This window comes from Curtobacterium sp. B8 (genome assembly GCF_000333315.1).
In the GTDB taxonomy this organism is placed as follows: domain Bacteria; phylum Actinomycetota; class Actinomycetes; order Actinomycetales; family Microbacteriaceae; genus Curtobacterium; species Curtobacterium luteum.
Map to the genome: position 1 here is coordinate 1 of NZ_BACW01000330.1, position 25017 is coordinate 25017.

Consider the following 25017-nt stretch of genomic DNA (forward strand, 5'->3'; position numbering starts at 1 on the left):
GACGCCGAGGCCGCGGCGGTCGAGCGCTTCACGTTCCCGGACGGGCACCACGTCGTCGTGCTCGACCGCGGCGGCTGCATCAACGTCACCGCCGCCGAGGGCAACCCGGTGGAGATCATGGACCTCTCCTTCGCGGCGCAGCTCGGCGCCGTGCGGATGCTCCTCGAGCGGGGCGACGAGCTCGACCGTGGCGTCGTGCCGATCGACCCCGCGGTGGACGACGCGACCGCCCGCGCGGCGCTCGCCGCGTTCGGGAGCCGAGCCGCGCCTCCCGGCCGTGTCGCCGAGCAGCCGGCGGACCGCGAGCCCGACGTCCGGACGCACCGCTTCGGGGACCCGTCGTGAGCGGCGTCGTCGTCCACGCAGCCCGGGTCGTCGTCCCGATGACGGCGCCGCCGATCGCGGACGGCGCCGTCGCGGTCCGCGACGGCCGGATCCTCCACGTCGGCGACCGCACGTGGGTCGTCGACCAACTGTCGGCGAACGGTGTGCCGTTCACCGAGCGACGGTGGCGCGGCGCGCTCCTGCCCGGCCTCGTCAACGCACACACCCACCTGCAGTACACCGGCATGGCCAGTGTCGGCCGCGGTCAGTACGGGGGGTTCGAGGACTGGGCCGCAGCGTTCAACACCGACTACGCCCAGCCGCACGACTGGGCCGCCGAAGCCGCGGCGGGGGCACGGGCATCGCTGGCCGCCGGTGTCACGAGCGTCGCGGACGTGGTGACGGACATCGAGGCCGCCACCGCGCTCGAGGACCACGGACTCGGCGGGATCGCCTACTGGGAGGTGATGGACTGGGAGAACGCGGCCTGGCAGGAGCACGGGCGCGACCAGGTGCTCGGCGAGCTCGCCCGCATCCCGGCGGCGCCCGGCGCGGGGTTGTCCCCGCACGCCCCGTACTCGCTCGAGGTCGCGCCGCTCCTGGAACTGCCGGACATCGTGCGGCAGCGCGGACTCCGCCTGCACCTGCACCTCGGCGAGGCCGCGTTCGAGGGGGAGCGGACCGCGCTCGAACCCGTCCCCGGGCTCGACGGCGTCGTCGGGGTGGGGCACGGAGCGGACTGGCACCTCGCGAACGTGCCGTCCTTCCGCGCGATGCGGGCCCTGGGCTTCGGCGCGAGCGCGACCTCGTTCGTCGACCGGCTCGGCGTGCTCGGGCCGGACTGCCACATCGCGCACGGGGTGTACATGACGGCGGCCGACCGGGCACTGCTGCGCGCCCGGGGCACGGCTGTCGCGCTCTGCCCGAGGTCGAACGCGGTCATCGGACTCGACCCGCCGCCCGTCGCCGACTACCTCCGCGAGGGCAGCCCGATCGCCATCGGCACCGACTCGCTGTCCTCGTCGCCGTCGCTCGACCTGATGGCCGACGTCACCGCGCTGCACCGCATCGCCCGGGCGCAGGGGTACCGCGGCCACGACCTGCACGAGCGGCTCCTCGCGGCGGCGACCCTCGGCGGCGCCCACGCGATGGGGCTCGCGGTCGGGCCGGACCGCACCGGGCACCTCGCCGTCGGTGCCCGGGCGGACCTCGCGGTCTTCGACGTCGACGCGCGCACGGTGCCGGACGCGCTCGCCGAACTGGTGGAGGACGGCTCCGGACGGGCCGTCGCCACGATCGTGCGCGGTCGGGTCCGGGCGCTGGACGGCGCCGTCGTCGAGCCGGCCACGTCGCACGACTCCCGATCGTCCGGTCGCTCGTCCGGTCCCTCGCCCGACCCGTCGTCCGACCATCCGTCAGACCGGTCGCCCCACCCGTCGCCCCACCCGTCATCCCGCCCGTCGTCCGCCCACTTGGAGGAACCCGCATGACCGAGACCGCACCCCGACCCGGCATGGCCGCCCGACGCAGCGTGGACGGCGAGCTCGTCGAGTGGCTCGACGTCCCGAAGCGCGCCGTGGCCCTCGGCATGGAACCGCACCCCGAGGGCGGCTGGTACGTCCGGACGTGGACCTCGCCGGCGACGGTGTCGACCCCGGCCGGTGACCGTCCCGCGGCCACGCTCATCCACTTCCTGCTCCCGCCGGGCGAGGCCTCGGCCTGGCACCGCGTGGTCAACGACGAGATCTGGATGTGGCACGGGCCCGACGCGGTGGAGCTCCAGCTCGGGGGCGACGGGGACGAGCCGGTGCCCGGCGCGACGATCACGCTCGGACCCGATGCCGGGCGCGACCGGGTGAACGACGCGCAGGCGTTCGTCCGCGGTGGCGTCTGGCAGCGGACGCTCCCGCAGGACGGCGAGGTGCTGCTGAGCTGCCTCGTGTCGCCCGGGTTCTCGTTCGAGGACTTCTCGCTGGCCGACTGAGGCGGCTCGCGGCGGCGGCCGGCCGGCATCGGCGTGCCTCGCGGCCCCGGACAGCATCGGCGCGCGCCTCGCGGCCCCGCCGGCAGCATTGCCGGGGCGGGTGACGGACGCCGTTGTCCGCCACCCGCCGCCGGAGCAACGTGCTGCGGGACCGATCATGCACGAAGAACACGCCGGCGAGGCCGTCGTGACCGATTCGTGTCCATCGATTGCGGCTTTCGCACCGCGCCGCACCGAGCCGCATCCGGCTCGGACCCGGATCGCTTCCGGCCCGGACCCGTCTCGCATCCGGCTCCCGTCCGCCACCGTGACGGAGCGGGTCGCGCTGACTCGCGGTGGTGTACCAGTTCCGCGTACGATCTGATCGCCCCCACCCCTCGAGCGAAGGCCCGCCCGTGACCCGATCCCTCCGCCTCACCCTCGCCGTCGCCACCGCAGCCGTCGCCGCGCTCGCCCTGAGCGCCTGCTCGGCCGGCAGCAGCAGCGCCGACGGCACCGTCACGGACGGCAAGCTGACGATCGCGACCGGCCAGCCGGCGTACGCGCCGTGGGTGGAGGAAGACAAGCCGCAGTCCGGCAAGGGGTTCGAGGCCGCCGTCGCCTACGCGGTCGCGAAGGAGATGGGCTACGCGAAGTCCGACGTCGTCTGGAAGCGCAGCACGTTCGACAGCGCGATCGCACCGGGCCCGAAGGACTGGGACCTCAACATCCAGCAGTTCTCGATCGACGCCAAGCGCAAGAAGGCGGTCGACATGTCGACCGCGTACTACACGACGACCCAGGCCGTCGTGACGACGAAGTCCTCGAAGGCCGCCGACGCCACCACGATCAGCGCCCTGAAGCAGGACGCGATCGGCGTCGCGGCGGGGTCGACGAGCATCCAGAGCGTCAAGGACGTCCTCGGCGTCACCCCGCAGGTGTTCAACTCGAACGACGACGCGGTGCTCGCCCTCGAGTCCGGCCAGATCGACGCGATCGTCACCGACCTGCCGACCGCGTTCTACATGGCCTCCGCGCAGCTCGACGACGGCGCGGTCTCGGCCCAGTTCCCGGCCGACGGCTCGGGCGACCAGTTCGGCTTCGTGCTGCCGAAGGGCTCCGCACTGACGAGCAAGGTCGACACCGCGCTCGGGAAGCTCGAGGACGACGGCACCCTGGAGCGCCTGCAGACGAAGTGGCTCTCGTCCGAGACCGGCACCCCGGTCCTGAAGTAGCGCGCGTGACCGTCCCCGCAGGCGCCGGCACCCCCGTGGTCGCCGGTGCGCCGAGTCAGGTGGAGCTGGAGCGGCGCCGGTACCGCCGGCAGCGCGGACGCCGCTCGACCGCCGTGTCGATCGTGTCGACGCTCGTCGTCGTGGCGCTGCTCTACTTCGGTGTGGTCAACACCCCGGGCTGGGCCGCCGTCCAGCAGTCGTTCTTCGACCCGCAGACCGCCGTCGAGTCGTTCCCCGCGATCCTCGCCGGACTGTGGCTGAACGTCCGGATCCTGTTCTTCGCGAGCATCGGCGTCGCGGTGTTCGGCACGCTCCTCGCCGTCGTCCGGGGCCTGCGGAGCCCGGTGTTCTTCCCGCTCCGGGTACTGGCCACCGGGTACACGGACCTGTTCCGCGGGCTCCCGCTCATCATCGTGCTGTACCTCGTGGGCTACGGCATCCCCGGACTCGGGGTGTTCCCACGGCTCCCCGCGGAGTTCTGGGGCACGATCGCGATCGTGCTGACGTACTCGTCGTACGTCGCGGAGGTCCTGCGCGCCGGCATGGAGGCGGTGCACCCCTCGCAGCGCCTCGCCGCCCGGTCGCTCGGCCTCTCGCACGCGAAGACCCTGCGTCTCGTCGTGCTGCCGCAGGCGATCCGCAAGGTCACCCCAGCGCTCATGAACGACTTCGTCTCGATGCAGAAGGACGTCGGGCTGGTCTCGATCCTCGGCGCCGTCGACGCGGTCCGGTCGGCGCAGATCGCGCAAGCGGAGAGCTACAACTTCACGCCGTACTTCGTCGCGGGTCTGCTGTTCGTGGTCATCAGCCTGCCGCTGATCCGGGTCACCGACGCGATCGCGCGCCGGCAGCAGCAGCGCGAGCAGATCGGGGGCACGGTGTGAGCGACGTCGCACGGAACGGTGGCAGCGGGGCGGGCGCGGGTCGCGCCTCCAGGCAGGACGACGGCCAGGAGGCACGGCGCAAGCCGCCGACGTCGGCTCCGGTCCTGGAGCTGCGCGGCCTGCGCAAGTCGTTCGGCGAGCACGAGGTCCTCCGCGGCATCGACCTGACGGTGCACCGCCACGAGGTCATCTGCGTCATCGGGGCGTCCGGCTCCGGGAAGTCGACGCTCCTCAAGACGGTGAACCTCCTCGAGGGGATCGACGACGGCGAGGTCCTGCTCCAGGGCACCGACATCGCCGACCCGCGGACCGACGTCGACGCCACGCGTGCGCGGATCGGTGTCGTCTTCCAGCAGTTCAACCTCTTCCCGCACATGAGCGTGCTCGACAACGTGACCCTCGCGTCGCGGCGGGTGCACGGCATCGGACGGGCTGAAGCCGAGGCGACGGCGAAGCGCCTGCTCGACCGCATCGGCCTCGCGGACTTCGCCGGCGCCTACCCGGACCGGCTCTCCGGTGGCCAGCAGCAGCGCGTCGCGATCGTCCGGGCCATCGCCTCCGACCCCGAGCTGCTCCTGCTCGACGAGGTCACGAGCGCCCTCGACCCGATGCTCGTCGGGGAGGTGCTCGACCTCGTCACCGAGCTGAAGCGACAGGGCTCGACGATCCTGATGACGACGCACGAGATGTCCTTCGCGCGGAACGTGGCCGACCGGATCGTGTTCCTGCACCGGGGCGAGGTCGTCGAGCAGGGCGCACCGGCCGACGTCCTCGACCGTCCGACGCACCCGGCGCTCGTCGAGTTCCTCGCCCGCGTGCACGCCTGACCCCGGACGGCACGGTCCGCACCGCACGCGATCCGTTCGTGCGAGGCGGTGCCGTTCGCTTCCGCACCGCACGCGTTTCGCTTCGTGCGAGGCGGTGTCGTTCGCGTCCGCACCGCACGCGATCCGTTCGTGCGAGGCGGTGCCGTTCGCGTCCGCACAACCAAAGTCGTCCTGAACCGCGCGGAGCCGTGGTTCGGGACGACTTTGGTTGTGCGCTGAGAGTGCCGGCGTGCCGGCGTGCCGGCGCGGCGGGGGCGAGTGGGGCGTCCGGGGCGGGTTCCGGGAGTGCGCGCAGCGCGACCTGCCGGTCAGGGCGTCAGCAGCACCTTGCCGATGAGCTCGCCGTCGGCCATCCGGCGGTGCGCCTCCGCGGCCTCGGCGAGCGGCAGGACCGAGTCCACGACCGGACGGACGCGACCGTCCTCGACGAACGGCCAGACGTCGGCGCGGACGGCGGCGACGATCGCGGCCTTCTCGTCGAGCGGTCGGGCGCGCAGGGTCGTCGCGCTGATCGTCGCGCGCTTCGCCATCATCGCGCCGAGGTCGAGTTCGCCGACCCGGCCGCTGCTCGACGAGATCACCGCGACGTGCCCGTTCGGCGCGAGGGCTTCGAGGTTCCGACCGAGGTAGTCGGCACCCACGACGTCGAGCACCACGTCGACGCCGCGACCGCCGGTGTACTCGCGGACGGCGGCGACGAAGTCCTCGGTGCGATGGTCGATCGCGAGGTCCGCGCCGAGGTCCCGTGACGCCTGGACCTTCCGTGCGCCACCGCTCGTCGTGATCACCGTCGCGCCGAGGGCCTTGGCCCACAGGACGGCATGCGAGCCCATCCCACCGGTCCCGCCGTGCACGAGGAGGGTCTGCCCAGGACGGAGTCCGGCCAGCATCCCGACGTTCGAGAACACCGTGCAGGCGGCTTCGGGCAGCGCAGCCGCGGAGACGAGGTCGAGTGACTCCGGCACGGGCAGCACCTGCGTCGCCGGCACGACCGCGAGGGAGGCGTAGCCGCCCCCGGCCAGCAGAGCGCAGACGCGGTCGCCGACCGACCAGTCGGTGACGCCGGGCCCGAGCGCGCGGACGGTGCCCGACACCTCCAGCCCGAGGATCGGGGAAGCGCCGGGCGGCGGCGGGTAGTTCCCGGCGACCTGCTGGCGGTCGGCGTTGTTCACCCCGGCGGCAGCGACCTCGACGAGGACCTCGCCGGCACCGGGCTCCGGGTCGGGGAGTTCGCGCAGGGTCAGGGTGCCGTCGTCGTGGGAGATCGCTCGCATGTCCTCGACGGTACGCCCCTGCACATCAATTGCTGGCGCCGAACACCTGACATCTGATATGTTTATATTGTCTGACTCCAGGAGGTCCCGTGTCCCGTTCCGTCCGAGCATTCTGGTGGTCCCCCCGCCGCGATCCCCGCGTCCTCGCGCACGAACTCCGGGACCACGCCTCCGGGTGGGCTCGGCTCGCCCTCGCACGCGGACCGGTCCTCACGAACCACGGCGACGAGCTGTCCGCCGTGGTCCTGCGGGAGGTGCTCGGCCGACCCGTGCGCTGGGCTCCGCTCGGCCGCGAGGACGTCGTCGCCGTCGGGAGTGCGATGGTCCCGTACCTCACCCGCCGGGGCCGGGGGCTGATCTGGGGGACGGGGCTGCACACGCCGGAGCTCCCGGCCGACGTGCCGAGCGACTTCCGGGAGCGCGTCCTCGCCGTGCGTGGGCCGCTCGCCCGTGCCGCACTCGCTCTCGACGAGCGCACACCGCTCGGCGACCCGGGACTGGTCGTCCGTGCACTGCGCCCGGGGCTGCCGGACAACCGTCGCCGTGGCACGGTCCTCATCACGCACTTCACCTCGCACGCCGATCAGAGCGACCGCGCGGCGATCCGGGCCCTCCGTGCCGCCGGGATGCGTGTCCTCTCTCCGACCCTCACTCCCGACGAGATGCTCCGAGAGATCGGGTCCGCCGAACACGTCGTGAGCGCGGGCATGCACGGTGTCATCCTCGCCCACGCCCTTCGGACCCCGGCCACGCTCGTCTCGCTCCACGCAGCGCTGCCCTCGTCACCCTCGTTCAAGTACCACGACTACCACCACTCGGTCGGACTCGAAGCACGCGCGACCCACTGGAGCGCACTGCTCGGCGCCGAGGGGCGGCGGGCGGCCCACTCGGCGGGTGCGGCCGACGTCGTCCGCGCCGACCGGACCATCGACTCCCTCGTCGCCGGGCTGATCGCAGCCGCTGCACCGCTCCGGTCGTCCTGACCGCGCCGCGCCCGACGGCACTCGCGTCCAGACCGCGCCGGTACGCTCGAACGCGGTCCGCACCCACGGGGGCGTGCGGACGTCGAAGGGGGAAACGCAGCATGCGCAAGCACATCACGACCATCACGACCGCGGTGATCGCCGTCACACTCCTCGCCGGCTGCTCCGGCGGTGGGTCGGGGGACGGGGGCGGTGGGGCGGCGACGGACACCGCCGCCACGAAGACCGCGCAGGCAGCGCCGTCGCAGACGAAGCAGGAAGCGTGCGACCAACTCGAGGACGCACTGCGGTCGTTCGTCAGCGAGCAGATGTCCACGTCGGCACCGGCTGACCCGAAGAGTCGCGCCGAGGTCGTCGACGGCTTCACCGACCGGATCGACGCCGCACTCCCGAAGGTCGGCAACGCCGAGGTCAAGACCGACTTCGAGGCGTTCACGAAGGCGGCGAAGGGCTACGCGGACGCGCTCGAGAGCAGCGGCAGCACGACGTCCGACGCGGTCACGGCCGCAGAAACGAAGGTCCAGCAGTCCCTCACCGCGATCTCGGCGGACTGCCCCGCGAAGTGAGACGCGGGGCCGATGACGCACAGCATCGTCGGCCCCGCGCCCGGTTCGGGGACCGGTCAGGCTGCCGGCTGTGCGGCGTCGAGCCGTGCGACCTCCTCGGGTCGCAGCTTCACCGTCGCGGCGATCACCGAGTCCAGGATCGACTGCGGTCGCGACGCCCCGGGGATCGGGATCACCACGTCGCTCTTCGCCAACTCCCACGCGAGTGCGACGACCTGCGGGCTCACGCCGTGGTCCCGGGCGACGGTCGCGAAGTCCTCGGAGGCGGTGCCGAGGTCAGCCGCGTTCGTGATGCCGCCGAGCGGACTCCAGGGCAGGAACGCGATGCCGAGTTCGTCGCACAGTTCGAGCTCCGGCTCGCTCGACCGGAAGCGCGGCGAGTACTGGTTCTGGACCGAGACCAGTCGGCCGCCGAGGACCTCGTTGGCGGTCCTGATCTGGTCGGGGTCGGCGTTCGAGATGCCCGCCATCCGGATCACGCCCTCGTCGAGGAGGTCCGCGAGGGCACCGACCGAGTCCGCGTACGGGACGGCCGGGTCCGGACGGTGGAACTGGTACAGGCCGATCGCCTCGACGCCGAGGCGCTTCGCCGATGCCTTCGCCGCCTCCTTGAGGTACTCCGGGTTGCCGTTCTGCGCCCAGGCGCCGGGCTCGGGGCGCAGGTGGCCGCCCTTCGTCGCGATGAGGACGTCGTCGGTCGCGCCGTGGAACTCGCGGACCGCCTTGGCGATGAGGGACTCGTTGTGGCCGACCTCGTCGTGCGCGGCGAGGTGGTAGGCGTCGGCGGTGTCGATGAGGGTGACGCCGGCCTCGAGCGCGGCGTGGATCGTGGCGACCGCCTGGCGCTCGTCGGGTCGGCCCTCGATGGACATCGGCATGCCGCCGAGGCCGATCGCGCTGACGGACTGGTCTCCGATGACTCGTTGCTTCATCGGCCCAGCATGCTCCGGGACTCCGGCTGCGCGTCCAGCGCGTGCTCGGCGCGGTGACCGATCGCTTAGGGCAGCCACAGCGACGACAGGGGGACCCTGGATGTGCCGTCCGCACGCTGGTCGGATGACCACTCCACCGCCGCACGCGTCCCCGAGCGTGCTCACCGGGCCCTCGACCGGACCCTCGACCGGACCACGGACACCCCGCGGCCGACGGCGGCTGGTCGTCGACGGCCTCGTCCGACTCGTCCGGGGTCGCAGTACCACGGCGGCGTGGGAGCGTCCGGCGTTCCTCGGGCTCCTGCTCCTGACCGGCGTGCTCTACATGGTGAACCTCGGGGTGAACGGGTGGGCCAACGCGTTCTACTCGGCGGCCGTGCAGGCCGGGAGCCAGAGCTGGGAGGCGTTCTTCTACGGGTCGTCGGACGCGGCGAACGCGATCACCGTCGACAAGCCCCCGGCGTTCCTCTGGGTGATCGGCATCTCCGTGCGCCTGTTCGGGCTGAACTCCTGGGCGATCCTCGTGCCGCAGGCCCTGATGGGTGTGGCGTCGGTGGCGATCCTGTACCGGACCGTGCGGCGGCGCTTCTCGGCGGGGTCCGCCCTCGTCGCCGGGGCGGTGCTCGCGACCACACCGGTCGCGACCCTGATGTTCCGCTACGACAACCCGGACGCGCTGCTCGTGCTGCTCACCGTCGGGGCGATCGCGCTGACGCTCCGCGGGGTCGAGTCCGGCCGGATGCGGTGGGTGGTCTGGGCCGGCGTGCTCATCGGGTTCGGCTTCCTGACGAAGCAGCTCCAGGCGTTCCTCGTCCTGCCCCCGCTGGTCGGGGTGTACCTCGTCGCATCGCCCCGTCCGTTCGCCCGACGCCTCGGGCACCTGGTGGCGGCAGCCGTCGCGGTCGTCGTGTCGGCGGGGTGGTGGGTCGCCATCGTCGAGCTCGTCCCGGCATCGGCGCGACCGTACGTGGGCGGGTCCCAGACGAACAGCTTCCTCGAGCTCACCTTCGGCTACAACGGGCTCGGTCGGGTCACGGGCGACGAGACCGGCAGCGTCGTCCCGGGTGGTGGCACCACGACGGGAGCGGGTTCCTGGGGGTCGACCGGGCTGACCCGGTTGTTCGGCTCCGAGTTCGCCTCGCAGATCACCTGGCTCCTGCCGACGGCGCTGGTGCTGCTCGTCGTCTCGCTCGTCCTCGTGGGCCTGCGCCGACGCACCGATCCACGTCTGGCGACGGTCCTGGTGCTCGGGGGGTCGCTCCTCGTCACGGGCCTCGTGTTCAGCTTCATGGGCGGGATCTTCCATCCGTACTACACGGTCGCGCTCGCTCCGTACATCGCCGGCCTGGTCGGCATCGGCGCAGGGCTCCTCCGGGCCCGCAGCGGAGCGTTGGCCTGGCGCATCGTGGCCGCGGTCGTCGTGGCGGGCACCGGGGCGTGGGCGTTCGAGCTGCTCGCGGACGTGTCGTCCTGGCAGCCGTGGATCCGCTGGGTCGTCCTCGCCGCGACGGCCGTCGGGACGGTCCTCGTGCTCCTGCCGCCGCGGGGCAGGCTCCGCTCCGGGGCGACGGTCGCCGTGGTCCTCGTGGCCGCGCTCCTCGGACCGACGGCCTTCTCGGTGCAGACGACGACGGTCGCGCACACCGGGGCACTGCCGTCGGCCGGTCCCCAGACCACCCGGACCGGCCCCGGTGGCGGCGGCACGGGCGGCCAGGCGGGCGGCACGGGCGGCCAGGCGGGCGGCCCGGGCAACCAGGGGGGTGGACAGGGCAACGCGGCCGGCCCGGGGAACGCCTCGAACGGCAGTGCCACCACGACCGGCGGACAGGCCGGCGCGCCGGGAGCCACGGCCGGCGGTCAGGCCGCAGCGCCCGGTGGCGGCGGCGCTTCCCTCCTCGGTGGTTCCACCGCGGTGTCGGACGAGGTCGTGTCCCTGCTGACCGCCGACTCCGGCGAGTACACCTGGGTGGCCGCGACGGTCGGGTCGAACAGCGCGGCGAGCTACCAGTTGGCCAGCCGCGACCCGGTGATGGCCATCGGCGGGTACAACGGCACCGACCCGGCACCGACGCTCGCCGCGTTCAAGGCCCTCGTCGCCGCGGGCAAGGTGCACTGGTTCATCGCGGGGTCCACCGGCGGGGGCACCAGCAGCTCGGGGACGAGCGCCGAGCAGATCACGGCGTGGGTCACCGCCCACTTCGCGTCCCGGTCGGTGGACGGCGTCACCCTCTACGACCTGACGAGCGCGTCGTGACCGCCCGGACTGCCCAGCACGGGTCCAACCTCGGGGGCGGGTCAGGATCCGGGGCCGCCGAGCAGCGGGGCGTCGGGCGCGGCGGTGCTCCGGGACGTCGCGCCGACCGAGCGGCGGCCCGCGCCGAACCGGCTCCGACGACCAGCACCTCGGCGATCGTGGTGCTCGGCTACGACTGAGCCGCCGAGGCGTCGGTGCAGGACGACGTCCTCGTTGTCGCACGACAGCGGCGACGTCGTGTCATAGCGGCACGGCCGCCGGCGCACGGCCGCCGGCGCACCGCAGCGGCACCGCCGCCGGAGCAGCCACCGCGATCAGCGCCGCGCCCACCCCGGCGCGTGCTCCGGCAACGGCCCGAACGCGATCCCGCGCGCGTACAGCCCGCGCACCGGGGGCACGTACCGCGCGAGCAGCACCGGCAGCAACGGCGGCCCGTCCTGCAACCGCCCGGCGAACGCCCGCTCGAACACGACCCGGTGCAGCACCGCCTGCGCTGCCTGGACGACCACCGCGGGCGGCGTGCGGCGGCGCTGCACCCGAGCGAGGTCGTGGTCGAGTGCGGCACCACGCCGACCTGCCCGCAGCGCCGGCGCGAGCACGGCCGCGGTCGCGACGGCGTCCTGGACGGCGAGGTTGATGCCGACCCCGCCCGCCGGGGACATCGCGTGCGCGGCGTCCCCGATGCAGAGCAGGCCCGGTCGCCACCACCGCCGCAGCCGGTCCATCCGGACGTCGAGCACGTGCACGTCGTCCATCGAGCTGATGGCGCCCACCCGGTCCGCGAAGTCCGGCCGGAGTCGTGCGACGCGGACACGGAACGCCTCCACGCCCTCGGCCCGGAGCCGCGCGTCCGAACCCTTCGTCGCGAAGTAGGCGACCTGGTGGTAGTCCGGCCGCGGGAAGCTCAGCAGCACGTCGTGCCCGGTGAAGGCGGGGACGAGCGCGCTCGCCGTGTCGCCCTCGTGCCGCGACAGCCGGAACCACCACGTGTCGAACGGCACCGGGGTCGCGACGGGACGGAGTCCGGCAGCAACCCGGAGCGTCGAGCCCCGTCCGTCGCAGGCGACCACCACGTCGGCCCGCAGTTCGGTGCGCTCGCCCGGGTCGCTGCCGTCGTCGTGCCGTGGAGCGAGGTGCACCCCGGCCACCACGCCGTTCTCCACGATCAGCCCGGTCGCGGCCGCACCCATCGTGATCGCGAACGACGGCTCCGCCCGGGCCGCGGTGACGAGCATGTCGAGGAGGTCCCACTGCGGCACCATCGCGACGTGGTCGTACGGCGGGGTCAGCCGGGAGAAGTCGCCGAGCAGGAGCCGGGAGCCGTCGGGCATCGGCAGCGAGAAGTCGTCGAGGCGCGACTGCGGCAGCGCCCGGAACGCGTCGCCGAGCCCGAGTTCGTCGAGGAGCCGGATGGTCGAGGCGTGCACGGTGTCGCCCCGGAAGTCACGGTTGAAGTCGTCGTGGCGTTCGACGACCTCGACGTCGAGGCCGGCGCGAGCGAGCAACAGCCCGAGGACGACGCCCGCGGGGCCGCCGCCCACCACCGCCGCGGTGGTCCGCCGTGTGGTCACCATGGTGCGGACGCTACGCCCGGCGACGGACACCCGGCCGGGAGGCGCGGTGCCGTCCCGGTGCGCCGGCTGCGGCCCGTCAGGCGGTCCCGACGGACGAGGACCCGGTCGTCGCGTCGGCGGCCTGCGTGAACACGACCCCGCCCCAGGTGAGGCAGGCGACCGCGAGGACGAACCCGATCGCGGCGATCCACCAGGAGGACCGTCGTCGGAGCCATGCACGGACCGCGAGCACGACCGTCAGGACGCCGACGACGAAGGACCCGCCGACCGCGATCGCCACGCCCCCGACGTAGCCGCCCGGGGTGCAGCCGGCCGCGGCGTCGCAGGACACCGTCGCCGAGACCACCGCGATCACGCCGACGACCGCCGCGACGACGGTCATCAGGGCGCCGAACGCGAGCAGGAGCACCGTCGACACCCGGTCGGCGATGCGTCCCGCGGGGAACAGGGTCGTCCCGCCACGCTCCCACGTCGCGGCGCGCTGCTGCTCGCCGGGAGTGGGCGCCGGCGGCCCTCCGGGCACGTTCGACCAGGTCATGGCACCAGTCCTACCGCGCCTCGACGCCGAACGCCTGGGCGAGCTTCTGGATCTTCTGCGCCCGGCCGAGGCGCGGCAGGTCCGAACCGTCGCGGATGACGCGGCCGCGAGCCTCGAAGTCGTCGAGGAAGTCCTGTGCCCACGCGACGTCCGTCGGGGTGGGGGAGATGACCTCGTTGATGACGGGGAGCTGCTCGGTGTCGAGGCAGAGCTTGCCCGTCAGGCCGAGCGACACCGCGATCTGCGACTGCTCGCGGAGGATGGCGTGTGCCGACCCGACGGTCGGGCCGTCGATCGGGCCGGGGAGGTCCCCGACGCGCGAGGCGACGACGAGCCGGGACCGCGGGTACGCCATCGCGAGGGTGTCCGCACTCGTGCCGGTGTCGCGGCGGTAGTCGCCGGAGCCGAAGGCGAGCCGGAACGCCCCCTGTGCCTTCGCGATGCTCGTCGCCTCCTCGATGCCGAGTGCCGACTCGACGAGTGCGATCACCGGGGTCTGCCCGCCGAGCCGGTGCCACGTGTCGGTGACCTGTGCGGGCGACTCGGTCTTCGCGAGCATGACGCCCTGCAGCCCGGGGAGCCCTCGGAGCTCCTCGACGTCGTCGGCCCAGAAGTCGGTCGTGACGTCGTTGATGCGCACCCAGGCCTCGCCGCCGCCCGCGAGCCAGGCGGCCACGGTCGCACGGGCACTCGGCTTCGCCGCGGGGTCGACCGCGTCCTCGATGTCGAGGATGATCTGGTCCGCCCGCGACCGCTGCGCCCGGTCGAACCGGTCCGCGTGGTTGCCGGAGACGAGGAGCCACGACCTCGAGATGTCCGGAGCCACCACCCGACGACGGGACGGAGCGGGGGCGTGCGGAGCGGTTCGGTCGTCGATGGCCATGTCCACGTTGGTACCACACCGTGACCTCCGGCCCGCGTGTCTCGGGCGGTGAATCCGGAAACCTCCGGTTCATTGCAGGAGGGTGGGTCCGGTTCCGCCTACAGTGTCCGATGTGTGGCGAGCGGACAGGGTGACCGACGGTGGGGACGACGTGAACGACGACGTCCCCGTCGAGGGTGCCGACGCGCGCCCGCAGGACGAGCAGCAGGAGCCGGACGCGGCACCCGGGCAGGACCGGGCGGAGCCCGGGCGTGACGGCCGGACGACCGGTGTCGGTCGACCCGTCGAGGGGGCCGACGCGGACGCGCCGGACCGGACCCTCCGACCGGAGCTGCAGCTCACGAGCCCGCAGGCGATCAGTCTCGGCGATCCGCGCCTCCAGGCCGGCAACGCGGCGGAGCCCGCGTGGGACGCGTGGCGGAAGCAGCTCACCGGGGTCGGCGGGACCAGCCCGCTCACGCACTTCTCCGACCACCCGCGCGCACGCATCGAGCTGTCGACGACGCACCCGGGCGGTCTCGCACAGTTCATCACGGGCAAGACGACCCTCCTGTCGAGCCTGATCCGCGACGAGGTCGCCCTCCGCGCAGCCCGCATCGCCGCCGCGCACGTCGAGGCGAAGGGCACCGAGCTCGCGACGGTGCGCGGCATCGACGCCGTGAAGCTCGGCATCGGCATGGCCGACTGGAAGCACGGCGACGAGCAGTTCCGCGGTCCGGTGCTGCTCCGACCGCTCGCGATCCGCCGTCACGGGCGCGACTTCGAGGTCCGGCTGCTCGGTGAGCCCGTGCTCAACCCGGGCCTGGCCGACGCGCTCCACGAGCAGTACGGCGTCATCCTCGATGCGCAGTCCTTCGTGGCGCTCGCGCAGCAGGACGGCTCGTTCACGCCGAACCCCGTCATCGACCGGCTCCGCGGCCTGACCGCGCACATCCCGGGCTTCTCCGTGCACGCCCGGCTCGTCGTGTCGACGTTCGCCGAGGTCGCCACCGGCATGGTCGAGGACACCGGCGACCTGTCGCACCCGGTGCTCGACGCCCTCGCCGGCAACCCGAGCGCGAAGTGGCAGGTCGAGCAGTCCTACCGGCCGGTCGAGCAGACGCCGTCCGACGAGCGCAGCCCCGAGACGGACACCCTCCTCCTCGACGCCGACGACGAGCAGGAGAACGTGATCGCCCAGATCACGGCCGGCAACTCGATCGTGGTGAAGACCCTGCCGGGCACCGGTGGCACGCAGACGATCGTCAACGCGCTCGGCGGCCTCGTCGCCGCGAACAAGCGCGTGCTCGTGGTGAGCCCGCGCCGCGCGACCCTGCGCGGGATCGCCGCCCGCTTCGGCGAGGTGCAGCTGCCCGGGGTCGCGGTCACGCCGGCGACGCTGCGCCGCGACGTCGTCCGGGGCATCGCGCGCAACGAGAAGGCCCAGCGCCCGAACCTCCGCGAGGTCGACGACGCGCTCGTCCGGCTCCGCAAGGTCCTCATCGACTACCGCGGTGCGCTCACGCGCGTGGATCCCTCGTTCCGGGTGTCCGTGCTCGACTGCCTGGTCGAGCTCTCGCGACTCTCGCTCCTGCCGGTGCCGCCGTCGACGACCGCCAGGCTGTCGAAGGCCTCGGTCGCGTCGATGGTGGAGGGGCGCTCCCGCGTCGCCGAGACCATGGTCAGCGCGGCGAACCTGGGCGAGTTCCGCTACGGCCCCGACGACTCGCCCTGGTACGGCGCGAAGTTCGCCTCGAGCGACGGTGCGCAGCGGGCGCACAAGACCGCGAAGGACCTCGACACCGACGGCCTGCCCACGCTGCTCCGCCGCGCGCACGACCTCGTCGCGACCACCCACATGCGGCAGTTCACGACGATCAACGAGCTGGGCATCTACCTCCGCCTGCTCACCGAGATCCGGGACACCCTCGACCGCTTCCTGCCCGTCGTCTTCGACCGCTCGGTGTCCGAGCTCGTCGCCGCGACCGCCCCGCGCGGCGAGGGCGCACCCATGTCGTCGACCAACCGCCGGCGCCTGAAGAAGCTCGCGCGCGAGTACGTCCGCCCGGGCGTGCACGTGTCCGACCTGCACGAGGCCCTGACCCGCGTGCAGCAGCAGCGCGTCCTCTGGCAGCGCTACGTCGCGGCCGGTGTGAACCCCGAGGTGCCCACGGGCATCGCGGACGTGCAGGTGCTCTTCTCGAACGTCGTCGAGGACCTCGCGCGCCTCGACGAGCCCCTGGGGCGCACCGCCCGCGAGGACCAGCTCGCGAACCTCCCGGTCGACCAGCTCGTCCCGACGGTCCACGAGCTCGCCGCTGAGTCCGACGTCCTGCACAACCTGCAGGAGCGGACCGAGCTCATGCAGACACTCCGCGACCTGCAGCTCGAGCCGCTCATCACCGACCTCGCGAACCGGCACGTGCCGGACACCCAGGTGCCCGCCGAGCTGGAGCTCGCGTGGTGGCAGTCCGCCCTCGAGTCGATGCTCGAGTCGGACCGGGCGCTCCTCGGCGCGAACACCGACATGCTCGACCGGGTGGAGGCCGACTTCCGACTCGTCGACGACGCCCACGCGGCCGGCGTCTCGCAGGGCCTCGCGTGGCAGCTCGCCGAGAACTGGAAGGTCGGACTCGTCGACTGGCCGGACGAGGCCAGCGCGCTGAAGACGCAGCTCAAGGACGGCGCGATCACCTCGCGGCTGCTGCAGGACTCGGCCCCGCACCTGTCCCGGTCGATCGCGCCCGTGTGGCTCGCGAGCCCGTACGAGGTAGCCGAGATCGCCGACACGATGCCGTTCGACACGGTGATCCTCGTCGACGCCGGTGCGGTGACGATCGCCGAGACGGTCGGTGCGGTCCGCCGTGCCCGCCAGACGGTCGTGTTCGGTGACCCGGTGACGCAGACCCCCTCGCCGTTCCGGATCGCCGTGGACCCCGACCACCGTGCGCTCCAGGTCGACGAGCAGACCCTCGATGCCTTCCACGCCGACTCGGCGCTGGCGAAGCTGTCGACCCTCCTGCCGACGCTGTCGCTCACCCGCTCGTACCGGGCCGGTGGCGAGGACCTCGCCGAGCTCGTGAACCGCCGCTTCTACGGCGGCAGGATCGAGTCGCTGCCCTGGGCCGGTTCGTTCCTCGGGCACGGATCGATCGCGCTCGACTACGTGAGCGACGGCAAGGCCGTGCCGGACCCCGACTCCGGCGCCGTCGAGAGCGTCGACGCCGAAGTGGACCGCGTCGTGCGGCTCGTCATGGAGCACGCGCGCACCCGCCCCACCGAGTCGCTCATGGTCATCACCGCGTCCGCGAAGCACGCCGTCCGCGTCGAGCAGGCCGTGCTCACCGCGGCCCAGGGGCACAAGGACCTCACCGAGTTCGTCATCGGCGACCGCGCCGAGCCGTTCATCGTCGCCACCCTCGAGCAGTCGGTCGCGCAGAGCCGCGACCGGGTGGTCTTCTCGATCGGCTACGGCCGGACCCCGCACGGTCGTGTCCTCCGCGACTTCGGTCCGCTCGGGAAGCCCGGCGGGGAGCGCCTGCTCGCGGTCGCGATGACCCGCGCCCGCCGATCGATGGTCATCGTCACGTGCTTCCAGCCGTCGGACATCGAGGCCGAGCGGATGGGCCACGGCACCGTCGCGCTCGCGGAGATCCTCGCCGAGGTGCGTGCCCGCACCAGCGCCGAGTACGTGCCGGACGACTCCGACCCGCTGCTCGTGGACCTCGCCCGCCGGCTCGAGATGCGCGGCATCCCGGTCGCGCTCGGCCACCGCGGCAAGCTCGGGCTCGTCGCGGCCCACGGCGGGGTGTGCGTCACCATCGAGACCGACGCATCGCTCGTGAAGGGCTCGCTGCGCGAGTCGCTGCGGCTCCGGCCCGAGGTGCTCCGGCGGCTCGGGTGGCACTACGTGCGCGTGCACGCGTTCCAGCTGTTCTCCGACCCGGACCGGGTGGCCGACACCGTTGCAGCGGTGCTCGGCGTCGACCGCGGTGCCACGCAGGAGATCTCGATCCCACCGATCCCCGCCCGCCGATGAGCCGTCGGGCGAGCCGGCCCGCGGGGCCGGTCACGCCCGGGACGGACCAACTGGTGGGGGCGTGGACGCGAGCCGACGACGTGTCGGCTGCCGCGCCTCCCGTCCGTCCCGCGGCCACCGCGGACGACGCGACCGACGAGCAGCCGGGAGGCACGCCCCGCCGCCGCAGGCGCGTCACCACCCAGCCGGTGCCGGGCTACGACCCGGCCGCGCCGCCGGAACCGGCGCGGCACCGCGACGGGGAGAACGACGAGCAGCTCCGACGGGACGTCCCACCGCACTGGTGAGGCCGGGTAGCCTTGCACGCGATGACTGACACCGCGCGACAGCGCCCCGACTGGCAGACGTGGCCGAACCTCATCACGCTGTTCCGCCTGCTGCTGATCCCGGTGTTCGTCGGGCTCGTCGTCGCCCGTCACCCCGGCTGGGCCCTCGTGTCGCTCGTCGTCATCGGGGTGAGCGACTGGGCGGACGGCTTCATCGCCCGCCGCTACGACCAGGGCTCGAAGCTCGGCAAGGCCATCGACCCCGTCGCCGACCGGCTCGCGATCATCGCGATCGTACTGGCACTCGTCCTCACCGGGCTGCTGCCGCTGTTCGTCGTGATCGTCGTCGTCGCGGTCGACCTGGTGCTCGTCGTGCTCTCGAGCGTGCTGTTCCACGGCAACCCGGACCTCGACGTCACGTGGACGGGCAAGATCCGCTCGGCGCTGCTCTTCGTCGGCCTGCCCGTGCTGCTGTTCTCGGCGGTGCACACCGTGGACGAGAACGCGCCGTGGGTGCGAACCGTCGCCCTCGTGTTCGTGTACCTCGGGACCGTCGGGCACGTGCTCGCGGGGGCGCAGTACGCCGTCGCGATGGTCCGGAAGCGCCGCGCGGCCGCCGCAGCCTGAGCCGCCGCGCGGCGGGCGCGAGGCGGCTCGACGGGCGGGTACGCGCCTCGGTGCCGTTCGTCTGCGCACAACCAAAGTCCGTCCGAACCACGTGCAAGGGTGGTTCGGACGGACTTTGGTTGTGCGGAGCGGTGCAGTGCTCCGCAGGCGCACCCGCTACAGCTTGGTCGAGCCGGCGATCCCCGGGCCCTCGGGAGCGTCGGACGGCGCCACGTGGGCTCCGCCGCCGGCCGGCAGCGCGGCACCGCCCTGGGAACGGAGCAGGTCGCGGATCTCGAGCAGCACCTCGACGTCCGTCGGCGGGACGTCCTGCGGCGTCTGCTCCTCGTTCTTCTTGACCCGCTCGAACGCCACCTTCTTGAGGTGGTTCACCGGGAGGACGAGCGCGAAGTACACGACAGCCGCGACGATGACGAAGTTGATCACCGCGCCGATGACCGCGCCGAACAGGAGGGTCGCCGGCTTGCCCCCGGCCACGGTCGGGATGTCGACCTTGAGCGCGTCGTCGAGGCTCGACGCGTTGAACACCGCGCCGATCGCCGGGTTGATGATCGAGTTGACGATGACGGTGACGATCGCGGTGAACGCGGCGCCGATGACGACTGCGACGGCCAGGTCGATGACGTTGCCGCGGAGCAGGAACTCCTTGAAGCCCTTCACGTGGGCCTCCTTCCGGGTCGGGGTCGATGGACCCCAACGCTACCGAGGAGGGCGAGCGTTCGTCAGGACGCGGCCGGCTTCTTCGACTCGGACTTCGCCGGAGCGCTCGACGACGAGCCGGACGACGACGAGCCGGAGGAGCCGGACGACGACGAGCCGGACGAGCCGGACGACGACGAGCCGGAGGAGCCGGACGACGACGAGCCGGAGGAGCCGGACGACGACGAGCCGGAGTCGGACGAACCGCCGCCGGAGCCACTGCCCGCAGGCTTCGCCCGCGAGTCCGTCCGGTAGAACCCGCCGCCGTTGAACGTCACGCCGACGGGCGAGAACACCTTGCGGAGCGCGCCGCCGCACACCGGGCACTCGGTGAGGGCGTCGTCCGAGAAGGACTGCTTGATGTCGAAGGCGTTGTCGCACTCGGTGCAGCGGTACGAGTAGGTGGGCACGCTAGCTCCGGAAGGTGATGATGCGCGACGGCGTGATGATGCCGTCGACGGGTTCGTCGTGGGGCTCGCGCGGGACCTCGTCGAGGTACTCCGCGTCGAAGATCACAGCATAGACGGGCGGACGGTTCGCCATGGACCCGAGGGTCTTGTCGTAGTAGCCGCGACCCCAGCCCATCCGGACGCCGTCGTGCCCGACCGCCGCAGCCGGGGCGAGGATCGCGTCGACGTCACCGAGCGCGAGCGGGGAGAGCACCTCGCCGACGACCTCCGGCATCCCGAACAGGCCCTCCCGCTCCGAGGCGCCGTCGCCGACCGCCCAGTCGAGCAGGCCGTCCTCGCGGGTGATCGGCAGGAGGACGCGGATGCCCCGCTCGTGCGCCCAGTCGAGGAACGGCCGGACGTCCGGCTCGTCGGGGGCGGAGAGGTACAGCGCGATGGACTCGACCTGCCGTTCCTCCACGAAGCGCTGGAGCGTCCCGGTGAGGGCGGCCCTGTCGGCGTCGCGTTCGGTGGTGGTCCTGGTGCGCCGTCGCTGCCGGAGCTCGGCCCGCAGCGCACGCTTCTCGACACCTCGGTCGGGGATCATGCCGGGGAGTCTACCGAGGGCCCCGTTGCGGCTTCCCGCCGCGGCGCGCGCGATGCCGTGTCCTCCACAGCGACGACATGTGCCTTCCATGGGTCGTCCGGTACGTTCACAGGCATGGGCTTCCAGATTTCGAAAGCCGTGATCCCCGCCGCCGGCCTGGGCACGCGCTTCCTCCCCGCCACCAAGGCGATGCCGAAGGAGATGCTCCCGGTCGTCGACAAGCCGGCCATCCAGTACGTGGTGGAGGAGGCCGTCGACGCCGGGCTGACCGACGTCCTGATGATCACGGGCCGCAACAAGAACGCGCTCGAGAACCACTTCGACCACGTCGCCGAGCTCGAGGAGACCCTGAAGAAGAAGGGCGACCACGAGAAGCTGCAGAAGGTGAACCAGTCCACGGACCTCGCCGACATGCACTACGTCCGCCAGGGCGACCCGCTCGGCCTCGGCCACGCGGTGCTCCGCGCCAAGATGCACGTCGGCCGCGAGCCGTTCGCCGTCCTCCTCGGCGACGACATCATCGACGCCCGCGACCCGCTGCTCAAGCGCATGATCGAGGTCCAGGGTCAGAAGAACGCCACCATCGTCGCGCTGCTCGAGGTCCCCGAGTCGCAGACCCACATGTACGGCATCGCGACGGTCGAGCCGACCGACACCGACGACGTCGTGAAGATCACCGGCCTGGTCGAGAAGCCCCCGCAGGGCGAAGCCCCCTCGAACCTCGCCATCATCGGCCGCTACGTCATCCGCCCCGAGGTCTTCGACGTCCTCGAGAAGCAGGAGCCCGGCAAGGGCGGCGAGATCCAGCTCACCGACGCCCTCATGAAGATGGCCGGCGCCGAGGAATGGACGGGTGGCGTGTACGGCGTCGTGTTCCGTGGACGTCGGTACGACACCGGTGACAAACTCGACTACATCAAGGCGATCGTGCAGCTCGCCTCGGACCGCGATGACCTCGGGCCGGACCTCAAGTCCTGGCTCAAGGAGTTCAACGCGGGCGAATAGTCGACCCGTCGCGGAACGGGTCCGGGGGATTCCCCCGGGCCCGTTCGGCGCATCCGGAGGAACCACACCGATGACGACGATCCCGACCCTGTCCCACGGGCGGGTCACCATCCGGCCGCTCCGGCTCCGGGACACCCGCGACCTCGACGTCGCCCTCGCCTCCAACCGCGGCTGGCTGCGGACGTGGGAGGCCACCAACCCCTCCGGTCACGTCTCGACCGATGTCCGCGGCAGCATCCGTGCCCTGCAGGCGAACGCCCGGGCCGGGCTCGGGCTCCCCTTCGCGATGGAGCTCGACGGTCGGTCGTCGGCCAGCTCAACGTGTCCGGCATCACCTACGGGTCGCTCGCGAGCGCGTCGATCGGCTACTGGGTCGTCGAGGACGCCGCCGGACACAACGTCACCCCGATCTCGGTCGCCCTCGCCGTCGACCACTGCTTCCGGCAGGTCGGCGTCCACCGCATCGAGATCTGCATCCGCCCCGAGAACGCCCCGAGCCTCCGCGTCGTCGAGAAGCTCGGGTTCCGGTACGAGGGGCTCCGTCGTCGTTACATCCACATCAACGGTGACTGGCGCGACCACTTCTGCTTCGCGCTCGTCGCCGAGGAGGTCCGCGAGGGCGTCCTCGAGCGCTGGGTCCAGGGACGCGTCCCGCCGGGTGTCGGCAGCGTGCCGCTCGCCGCCCGCGACGAAGCCGCGATGCCGATCCACACCACACCCCGCCTCTGATCGGGTCGCCGCCGGTACACGGCCCGGTCTGGTCGGCCTGGAGGTACGGCTCGGCCCCGGCGGATTCGGTCACGACACGCGCAACACGCGTCCGGCAATCACGGACCGCGCGTTCCGCGGCCCCTACCGTTGGCGCATGGCAGGTATCGGCTCCTGGGGCGGCGGCATCGTGCTGCTCCTGGCCGCGGTGCTCTGGCTCGTCTACCTGATGCCCTCGTGGGCGGCGCGACGGCAGTACCTCGCCACCGAGCGGAACGCCATCCGACTGCAGCAGACCCTCCGGATCCTCGCGCAGACCGCCGAGCTGCCGGAGGAGGTCCGTGTCGAGATGAACGCGAAGTCCCTCGCCGAGGCGCAGCGGGTCGCCCGCTCCGAGGAGGCCAAGCGCACCGCGATCGTCCGCGCGCACGAGGCCGCCCGCCAGCGGGAGATCACGCGTCGACTCGCCGAGCAGGCGCCCGTGCTCGAGCGGGCCTCGAGCGTCCCGGCACTCACCGCGATGCGGATGCGCCGATCCCGACTCGGCGCGACGCTGCTCGGCACGCTCGGGCTGGTCGTCGCCCTCGTGGTCCTCGTGGCTGCGCCCGCACTCTGGCTCGTCGCCGTGGCCGGACTCGTCGCCGCCGGCGGGTCCGCGGCCGTCCTCGCCCAGCTGCACCAGGTCGCGAAGGCCCGGAAGGCGCGTGCCGCAGCCGCCGTGCCGGACGCGAGCCGGGCCTCCCGGCCGACGACCGCGTGGGTCGACCCGGCGCCGCCGCTCCCCACCGACGCACCGGCGGAGGCCGCGCGCGACCGGGGCTGGACCCCGAACCACGTGCCGAAGCCGCTCTACGTCGAGCGCCCGGCCGCGCCGAAGGCGAGCCCGGAGTCGTCCGCGACGCTGGCGGCGCGGCTCCGCGAGCGTGTCGCCGAGGCGAAGGCCGAGGCCGACGCGGAGGCAGCGGCCATCCGTGCGGGGGAGACCGACCCGTCGCTCGCGACCGTCTCACGGATGCGCCCCGACGTCGAGGAGGCCGCCGCGTCGTTGTCCTCGCACGACCAGGGTCGGCTCGCCGAACGTCTGGGGCTCCGTGCACCGGCGCCCGCACCTGCTTCCGCTTCTGCTTCCGCTTCCGCTTCCGCCGAGTCGGTATCCGAGGCGTCCGTCCCGGCCGCGCCCGTCGAGCCCGCTCCGCCGAGCAAGTGGGCGGGCATGGGCGTCATCGCGGAGGACGACTACCAGCAGGCCGACCTCGACGCGATCATGCGTCGGCGGCGCGCGGTCTGACGTCGGTGCGGCACGCCCGGACCGGCGCGGAGGATTTCTGTTCCCGAGGGCCGTGGTGCTAGGGTTGTCGAGTCCTTGGGGCTATGGCGCAGTTGGTAGCGCGTCTCGTTCGCAATGAGAAGGTCAGGGGTTCGAATCCCCTTAGCTCCACCAGACACGAAGGGCCACCTGATCGGGTGGCCCTTCGTCGTTGCTGCCGGGCGGCCACCCGCCGAGGGTCGTCCGTCGTTCTCCACAGGGGTGGTGCGTCGTGCAACGGGTGCCCCTAGACTCCCCGTGCGCACCGCTGCGCGATGAGGGCCGTCACCGGCCAGACCAGGGGGAGAACATGAATCGTCCACGCCGCTTCATGGCGACGCTCGCGGCCGCGGTGGCCGTCGCCGCCGGGCTCGTCGTCGCCGGCCCGACCGGGACCGCCTCCGCCGCGGTGACCCCGCTGGGCGTCGACATCTCCTGGCCGCAGTGCGACAGCCAGGTGCCGACCGACCAGGCGTTCGCGATCGTCGGAGTGAACGGGTCGCTCGGGAACCAGACGAACCCGTGCCTGGCCGAGCAGCTCGACTGGGCGTCGCAGTCGGTCGGGGGATCTACGCAGCCGAAGACGCAGCTGTACGTGCTGTTCGCGAACCCCGGTCTCAAGGCCTCCGTCTGGCCGACCTCGAACACCTACCAGGGAACGACGCCGACCAACCCGTTCGGGAAGTGCGCCACGAAGAGCGGGAAGAAGCAGCTGACGCTCGCCTGCTCGTACATGTACGGCTACGCCCGGGCATACGACGACGTGACCATCCGGGGTGCCGGACGACCGGCTGCGTACCGGTGGTGGATCGACGTCGAGACGGGCCTGTCGTACCAGTCCGACACCGCGCAGAACCGTGCGGCGATGCAGGGCATGATCACGGGTCTCAAGGCTGGCGGCGTCCGGACCATCGGCCTCTACTCGACCGTCTCGCAGTTCCGGACCATCGCCGGAACAGTGAAGTCGAACAGCCCGCTGTACGGCCGTTCGAACTGGATCGCGATCGGCAAGAGCACCGTCACGAAGGCGCGGAAGGCGTGCTCCGGTACCCCGCTGCCCGGCGGCAAGATCGCCATGGTCCAGGTCGAGGTGGCCTACGGATCGGGCACGATCGACCGGGACGTCTCCTGCAGCTGACGCGCTGACGGACGGGA

At 72.6% G+C, this 25017-nt stretch carries 22 protein-coding genes, 1 tRNA gene and 2 pseudogenes; 17 read left to right on the forward strand and 8 right to left on the reverse strand.

The window, feature by feature from the left end; all coding sequences use genetic code 11:
- From I59_RS22785 to I59_RS08440, 6 genes and pseudogenes are all read left to right on the forward strand, one after another.
- Positions 1–345: pseudogene (locus I59_RS22785) on the forward strand (hypothetical protein); the annotation flags it as partial.
- Positions 342–1814 carry an amidohydrolase family protein gene (locus I59_RS08420; RefSeq protein WP_022903491.1) on the forward strand — a complete coding sequence of 491 codons (1473 nt, stop codon included), beginning with the start codon at positions 342–344 and terminating at the stop codon, positions 1812–1814. The pseudogene I59_RS22785 and the gene I59_RS08420, both read left to right, overlap by 4 nt.
- Positions 1811–2308, forward strand: coding sequence for a cupin domain-containing protein (locus I59_RS19555; RefSeq protein ID WP_022903492.1), 498 nt, complete (start codon positions 1811–1813; stop codon positions 2306–2308). Before I59_RS08420 ends, I59_RS19555 begins: the two co-directional genes overlap by 4 nt.
- A 395-nt stretch (positions 2309–2703) precedes the next feature.
- Positions 2704–3522, forward strand: coding sequence for an ABC transporter substrate-binding protein (locus I59_RS08430; protein ID WP_022903493.1), 819 nt, complete (start codon positions 2704–2706; stop codon positions 3520–3522).
- A 5-nt stretch (positions 3523–3527) separates the two neighbouring features.
- On the forward strand, positions 3528–4406 hold the full coding sequence (locus I59_RS08435; protein WP_022903494.1) for an amino acid ABC transporter permease: 879 nt from the start codon (positions 3528–3530) through the stop codon (positions 4404–4406).
- Between the two features lie 104 nt (positions 4407–4510).
- Entirely contained in the window at positions 4511–5233 is a 723-nt protein-coding gene (locus I59_RS08440) for an amino acid ABC transporter ATP-binding protein (RefSeq protein WP_042726586.1), read from the forward strand.
- A gap of 308 nt (positions 5234–5541) precedes the next feature.
- Here I59_RS08440 and I59_RS08445 read toward each other — a convergent pair whose 3' ends face one another.
- Complete coding sequence (locus tag I59_RS08445) at positions 5542–6507, reverse strand: NAD(P)H-quinone oxidoreductase (protein ID WP_022903496.1); 966 nt, start codon at positions 6505–6507, stop codon at positions 5542–5544.
- Between the two features lie 89 nt (positions 6508–6596).
- Between I59_RS08445 and I59_RS19560 the strand changes: the two genes are divergently transcribed.
- Together I59_RS19560 and I59_RS20830 are read left to right on the forward strand one after the other, a co-directional pair.
- Positions 6597–7490, forward strand: coding sequence for a polysaccharide pyruvyl transferase family protein (locus I59_RS19560; protein ID WP_022903497.1), 894 nt, complete (start codon positions 6597–6599; stop codon positions 7488–7490).
- Between the two features lie 101 nt (positions 7491–7591).
- Entirely contained in the window at positions 7592–8056 is a 465-nt protein-coding gene (locus I59_RS20830; RefSeq protein WP_022903498.1) for a hypothetical protein, read from the forward strand.
- Positions 8057–8112: 56 nt separating this feature from the next.
- Here the strand turns inward: I59_RS20830 and I59_RS08460 are convergent, their stop codons facing one another.
- Positions 8113–8988 carry an aldo/keto reductase gene (locus tag I59_RS08460; protein ID WP_022903499.1) on the reverse strand — a complete coding sequence of 292 codons (876 nt, stop codon included), beginning with the start codon at positions 8986–8988 and terminating at the stop codon, positions 8113–8115.
- Positions 8989–9112: 124 nt separating this feature from the next.
- On the opposite strand from I59_RS08460, the gene I59_RS08465 reads away from it, so the two are divergent.
- Both I59_RS08465 and I59_RS08470 read left to right on the forward strand, forming a co-directional pair.
- Positions 9113–11242, forward strand: a complete 2130-nt coding sequence (locus tag I59_RS08465; protein WP_031273392.1) for a glycosyltransferase family 39 protein — start codon at positions 9113–9115, stop codon at positions 11240–11242.
- Positions 11239–11421: a hypothetical protein gene (locus I59_RS08470; protein WP_022903501.1), complete on the forward strand. Its 183-nt coding sequence runs from the start codon at positions 11239–11241 to the stop codon at positions 11419–11421. The genes I59_RS08465 and I59_RS08470 overlap by 4 nt, the downstream gene beginning before the upstream one ends.
- A 135-nt stretch (positions 11422–11556) precedes the next feature.
- On the opposite strand, the gene I59_RS08475 is transcribed toward I59_RS08470, so the two are convergent.
- The 3 genes from I59_RS08475 to I59_RS08485 form a co-directional block, all read right to left on the reverse strand.
- Entirely contained in the window at positions 11557–12816 is a 1260-nt protein-coding gene (locus I59_RS08475) for an FAD-dependent oxidoreductase (protein WP_022903502.1), read from the reverse strand.
- A gap of 76 nt (positions 12817–12892) precedes the next feature.
- Positions 12893–13354, reverse strand: coding sequence for a DUF6264 family protein (locus I59_RS08480; protein ID WP_022903503.1), 462 nt, complete (start codon positions 13352–13354; stop codon positions 12893–12895).
- Positions 13355–13364: 10 nt separating this feature from the next.
- Positions 13365–14237 carry a CoA ester lyase gene (locus I59_RS08485; protein WP_022903504.1) on the reverse strand — a complete coding sequence of 291 codons (873 nt, stop codon included), beginning with the start codon at positions 14235–14237 and terminating at the stop codon, positions 13365–13367.
- A 331-nt stretch (positions 14238–14568) separates the two neighbouring features.
- On the opposite strand from I59_RS08485, the gene I59_RS08490 reads away from it, so the two are divergent.
- Entirely contained in the window at positions 14569–18255 is a 3687-nt protein-coding gene (locus tag I59_RS08490; RefSeq protein ID WP_042726587.1) for an ATPase AAA, read from the forward strand.
- A gap of 308 nt (positions 18256–18563) precedes the next feature.
- On the forward strand, positions 18564–19148 hold the full coding sequence (locus I59_RS08500; protein WP_022903507.1) for a CDP-alcohol phosphatidyltransferase family protein: 585 nt from the start codon (positions 18564–18566) through the stop codon (positions 19146–19148).
- Positions 19149–19304: 156 nt separating this feature from the next.
- Here the strand turns inward: I59_RS08500 and mscL are convergent, their stop codons facing one another.
- From mscL to I59_RS08515, 3 genes are all read right to left on the reverse strand, one after another.
- On the reverse strand, positions 19305–19808 hold the full coding sequence (mscL, locus tag I59_RS08505) for a large conductance mechanosensitive channel protein MscL (protein ID WP_022903508.1): 504 nt from the start codon (positions 19806–19808) through the stop codon (positions 19305–19307).
- 62 nt (positions 19809–19870) lie between these two features.
- On the reverse strand, positions 19871–20257 hold the full coding sequence (locus tag I59_RS08510) for an FmdB family zinc ribbon protein (protein ID WP_031273394.1): 387 nt from the start codon (positions 20255–20257) through the stop codon (positions 19871–19873).
- Between the two features lies 1 nt (position 20258).
- Positions 20259–20843: a 5-formyltetrahydrofolate cyclo-ligase gene (locus tag I59_RS08515; RefSeq protein ID WP_022903509.1), complete on the reverse strand. Its 585-nt coding sequence runs from the start codon at positions 20841–20843 to the stop codon at positions 20259–20261.
- A 114-nt stretch (positions 20844–20957) separates the two neighbouring features.
- On the opposite strand from I59_RS08515, the gene galU reads away from it, so the two are divergent.
- The 5 genes and pseudogenes from galU (at position 20958) to I59_RS08540 (ending at position 25000) form a co-directional block, all read left to right on the forward strand.
- On the forward strand, positions 20958–21848 hold the full coding sequence (galU, locus tag I59_RS08520; protein WP_031273395.1) for a UTP--glucose-1-phosphate uridylyltransferase GalU: 891 nt from the start codon (positions 20958–20960) through the stop codon (positions 21846–21848).
- A 70-nt stretch (positions 21849–21918) separates the two neighbouring features.
- Positions 21919–22577 (forward strand): annotated as a pseudogene (locus I59_RS19570) (GNAT family N-acetyltransferase).
- Between the two features lie 136 nt (positions 22578–22713).
- Entirely contained in the window at positions 22714–23844 is a 1131-nt protein-coding gene (locus I59_RS20835) for a hypothetical protein (protein WP_022903511.1), read from the forward strand.
- 77 nt (positions 23845–23921) lie between these two features.
- A tRNA-Ala gene (locus tag I59_RS08535) sits at positions 23922–23997 on the forward strand.
- A 175-nt stretch (positions 23998–24172) separates the two neighbouring features.
- Complete coding sequence (locus tag I59_RS08540) at positions 24173–25000, forward strand: hypothetical protein (RefSeq protein ID WP_031273398.1); 828 nt, start codon at positions 24173–24175, stop codon at positions 24998–25000.
- Positions 25001–25017 lie beyond the last annotated feature (17 nt).

What these genes read in the sequence shown, in the direction of transcription:
- I59_RS19555 (WP_022903492.1), top strand. Translation starts at nt 1,811, where the DNA reads ATGACCGAGACCGCACCCCGACCCGGCATGGCCGCCCGACGCAGCGTG.
- I59_RS08445 (WP_022903496.1), bottom strand. Translation starts at nt 6,507, where the DNA reads ATGCGAGCGATCTCCCACGACGACGGCACCCTGACCCTGCGCGAACTC.
- I59_RS20830 (WP_022903498.1), top strand. Translation starts at nt 7,592, where the DNA reads ATGCGCAAGCACATCACGACCATCACGACCGCGGTGATCGCCGTCACA.
- I59_RS08460 (WP_022903499.1), bottom strand. Translation starts at nt 8,988, where the DNA reads ATGAAGCAACGAGTCATCGGAGACCAGTCCGTCAGCGCGATCGGCCTC.
- I59_RS08465 (WP_031273392.1), top strand. Translation starts at nt 9,113, where the DNA reads ATGACCACTCCACCGCCGCACGCGTCCCCGAGCGTGCTCACCGGGCCC.
- I59_RS08475 (WP_022903502.1), bottom strand. Translation starts at nt 12,816, where the DNA reads ATGGTGACCACACGGCGGACCACCGCGGCGGTGGTGGGCGGCGGCCCC.
- I59_RS08480 (WP_022903503.1), bottom strand. Translation starts at nt 13,354, where the DNA reads ATGACCTGGTCGAACGTGCCCGGAGGGCCGCCGGCGCCCACTCCCGGC.
- I59_RS08485 (WP_022903504.1), bottom strand. Translation starts at nt 14,237, where the DNA reads ATGGCCATCGACGACCGAACCGCTCCGCACGCCCCCGCTCCGTCCCGT.
- I59_RS08500 (WP_022903507.1), top strand. Translation starts at nt 18,564, where the DNA reads ATGACTGACACCGCGCGACAGCGCCCCGACTGGCAGACGTGGCCGAAC.
- I59_RS08515 (WP_022903509.1), bottom strand. Translation starts at nt 20,843, where the DNA reads ATGATCCCCGACCGAGGTGTCGAGAAGCGTGCGCTGCGGGCCGAGCTC.
- galU (WP_031273395.1), top strand. Translation starts at nt 20,958, where the DNA reads ATGGGCTTCCAGATTTCGAAAGCCGTGATCCCCGCCGCCGGCCTGGGC.
- I59_RS20835 (WP_022903511.1), top strand. Translation starts at nt 22,714, where the DNA reads ATGGCAGGTATCGGCTCCTGGGGCGGCGGCATCGTGCTGCTCCTGGCC.
- I59_RS08540 (WP_031273398.1), top strand. Translation starts at nt 24,173, where the DNA reads ATGAATCGTCCACGCCGCTTCATGGCGACGCTCGCGGCCGCGGTGGCC.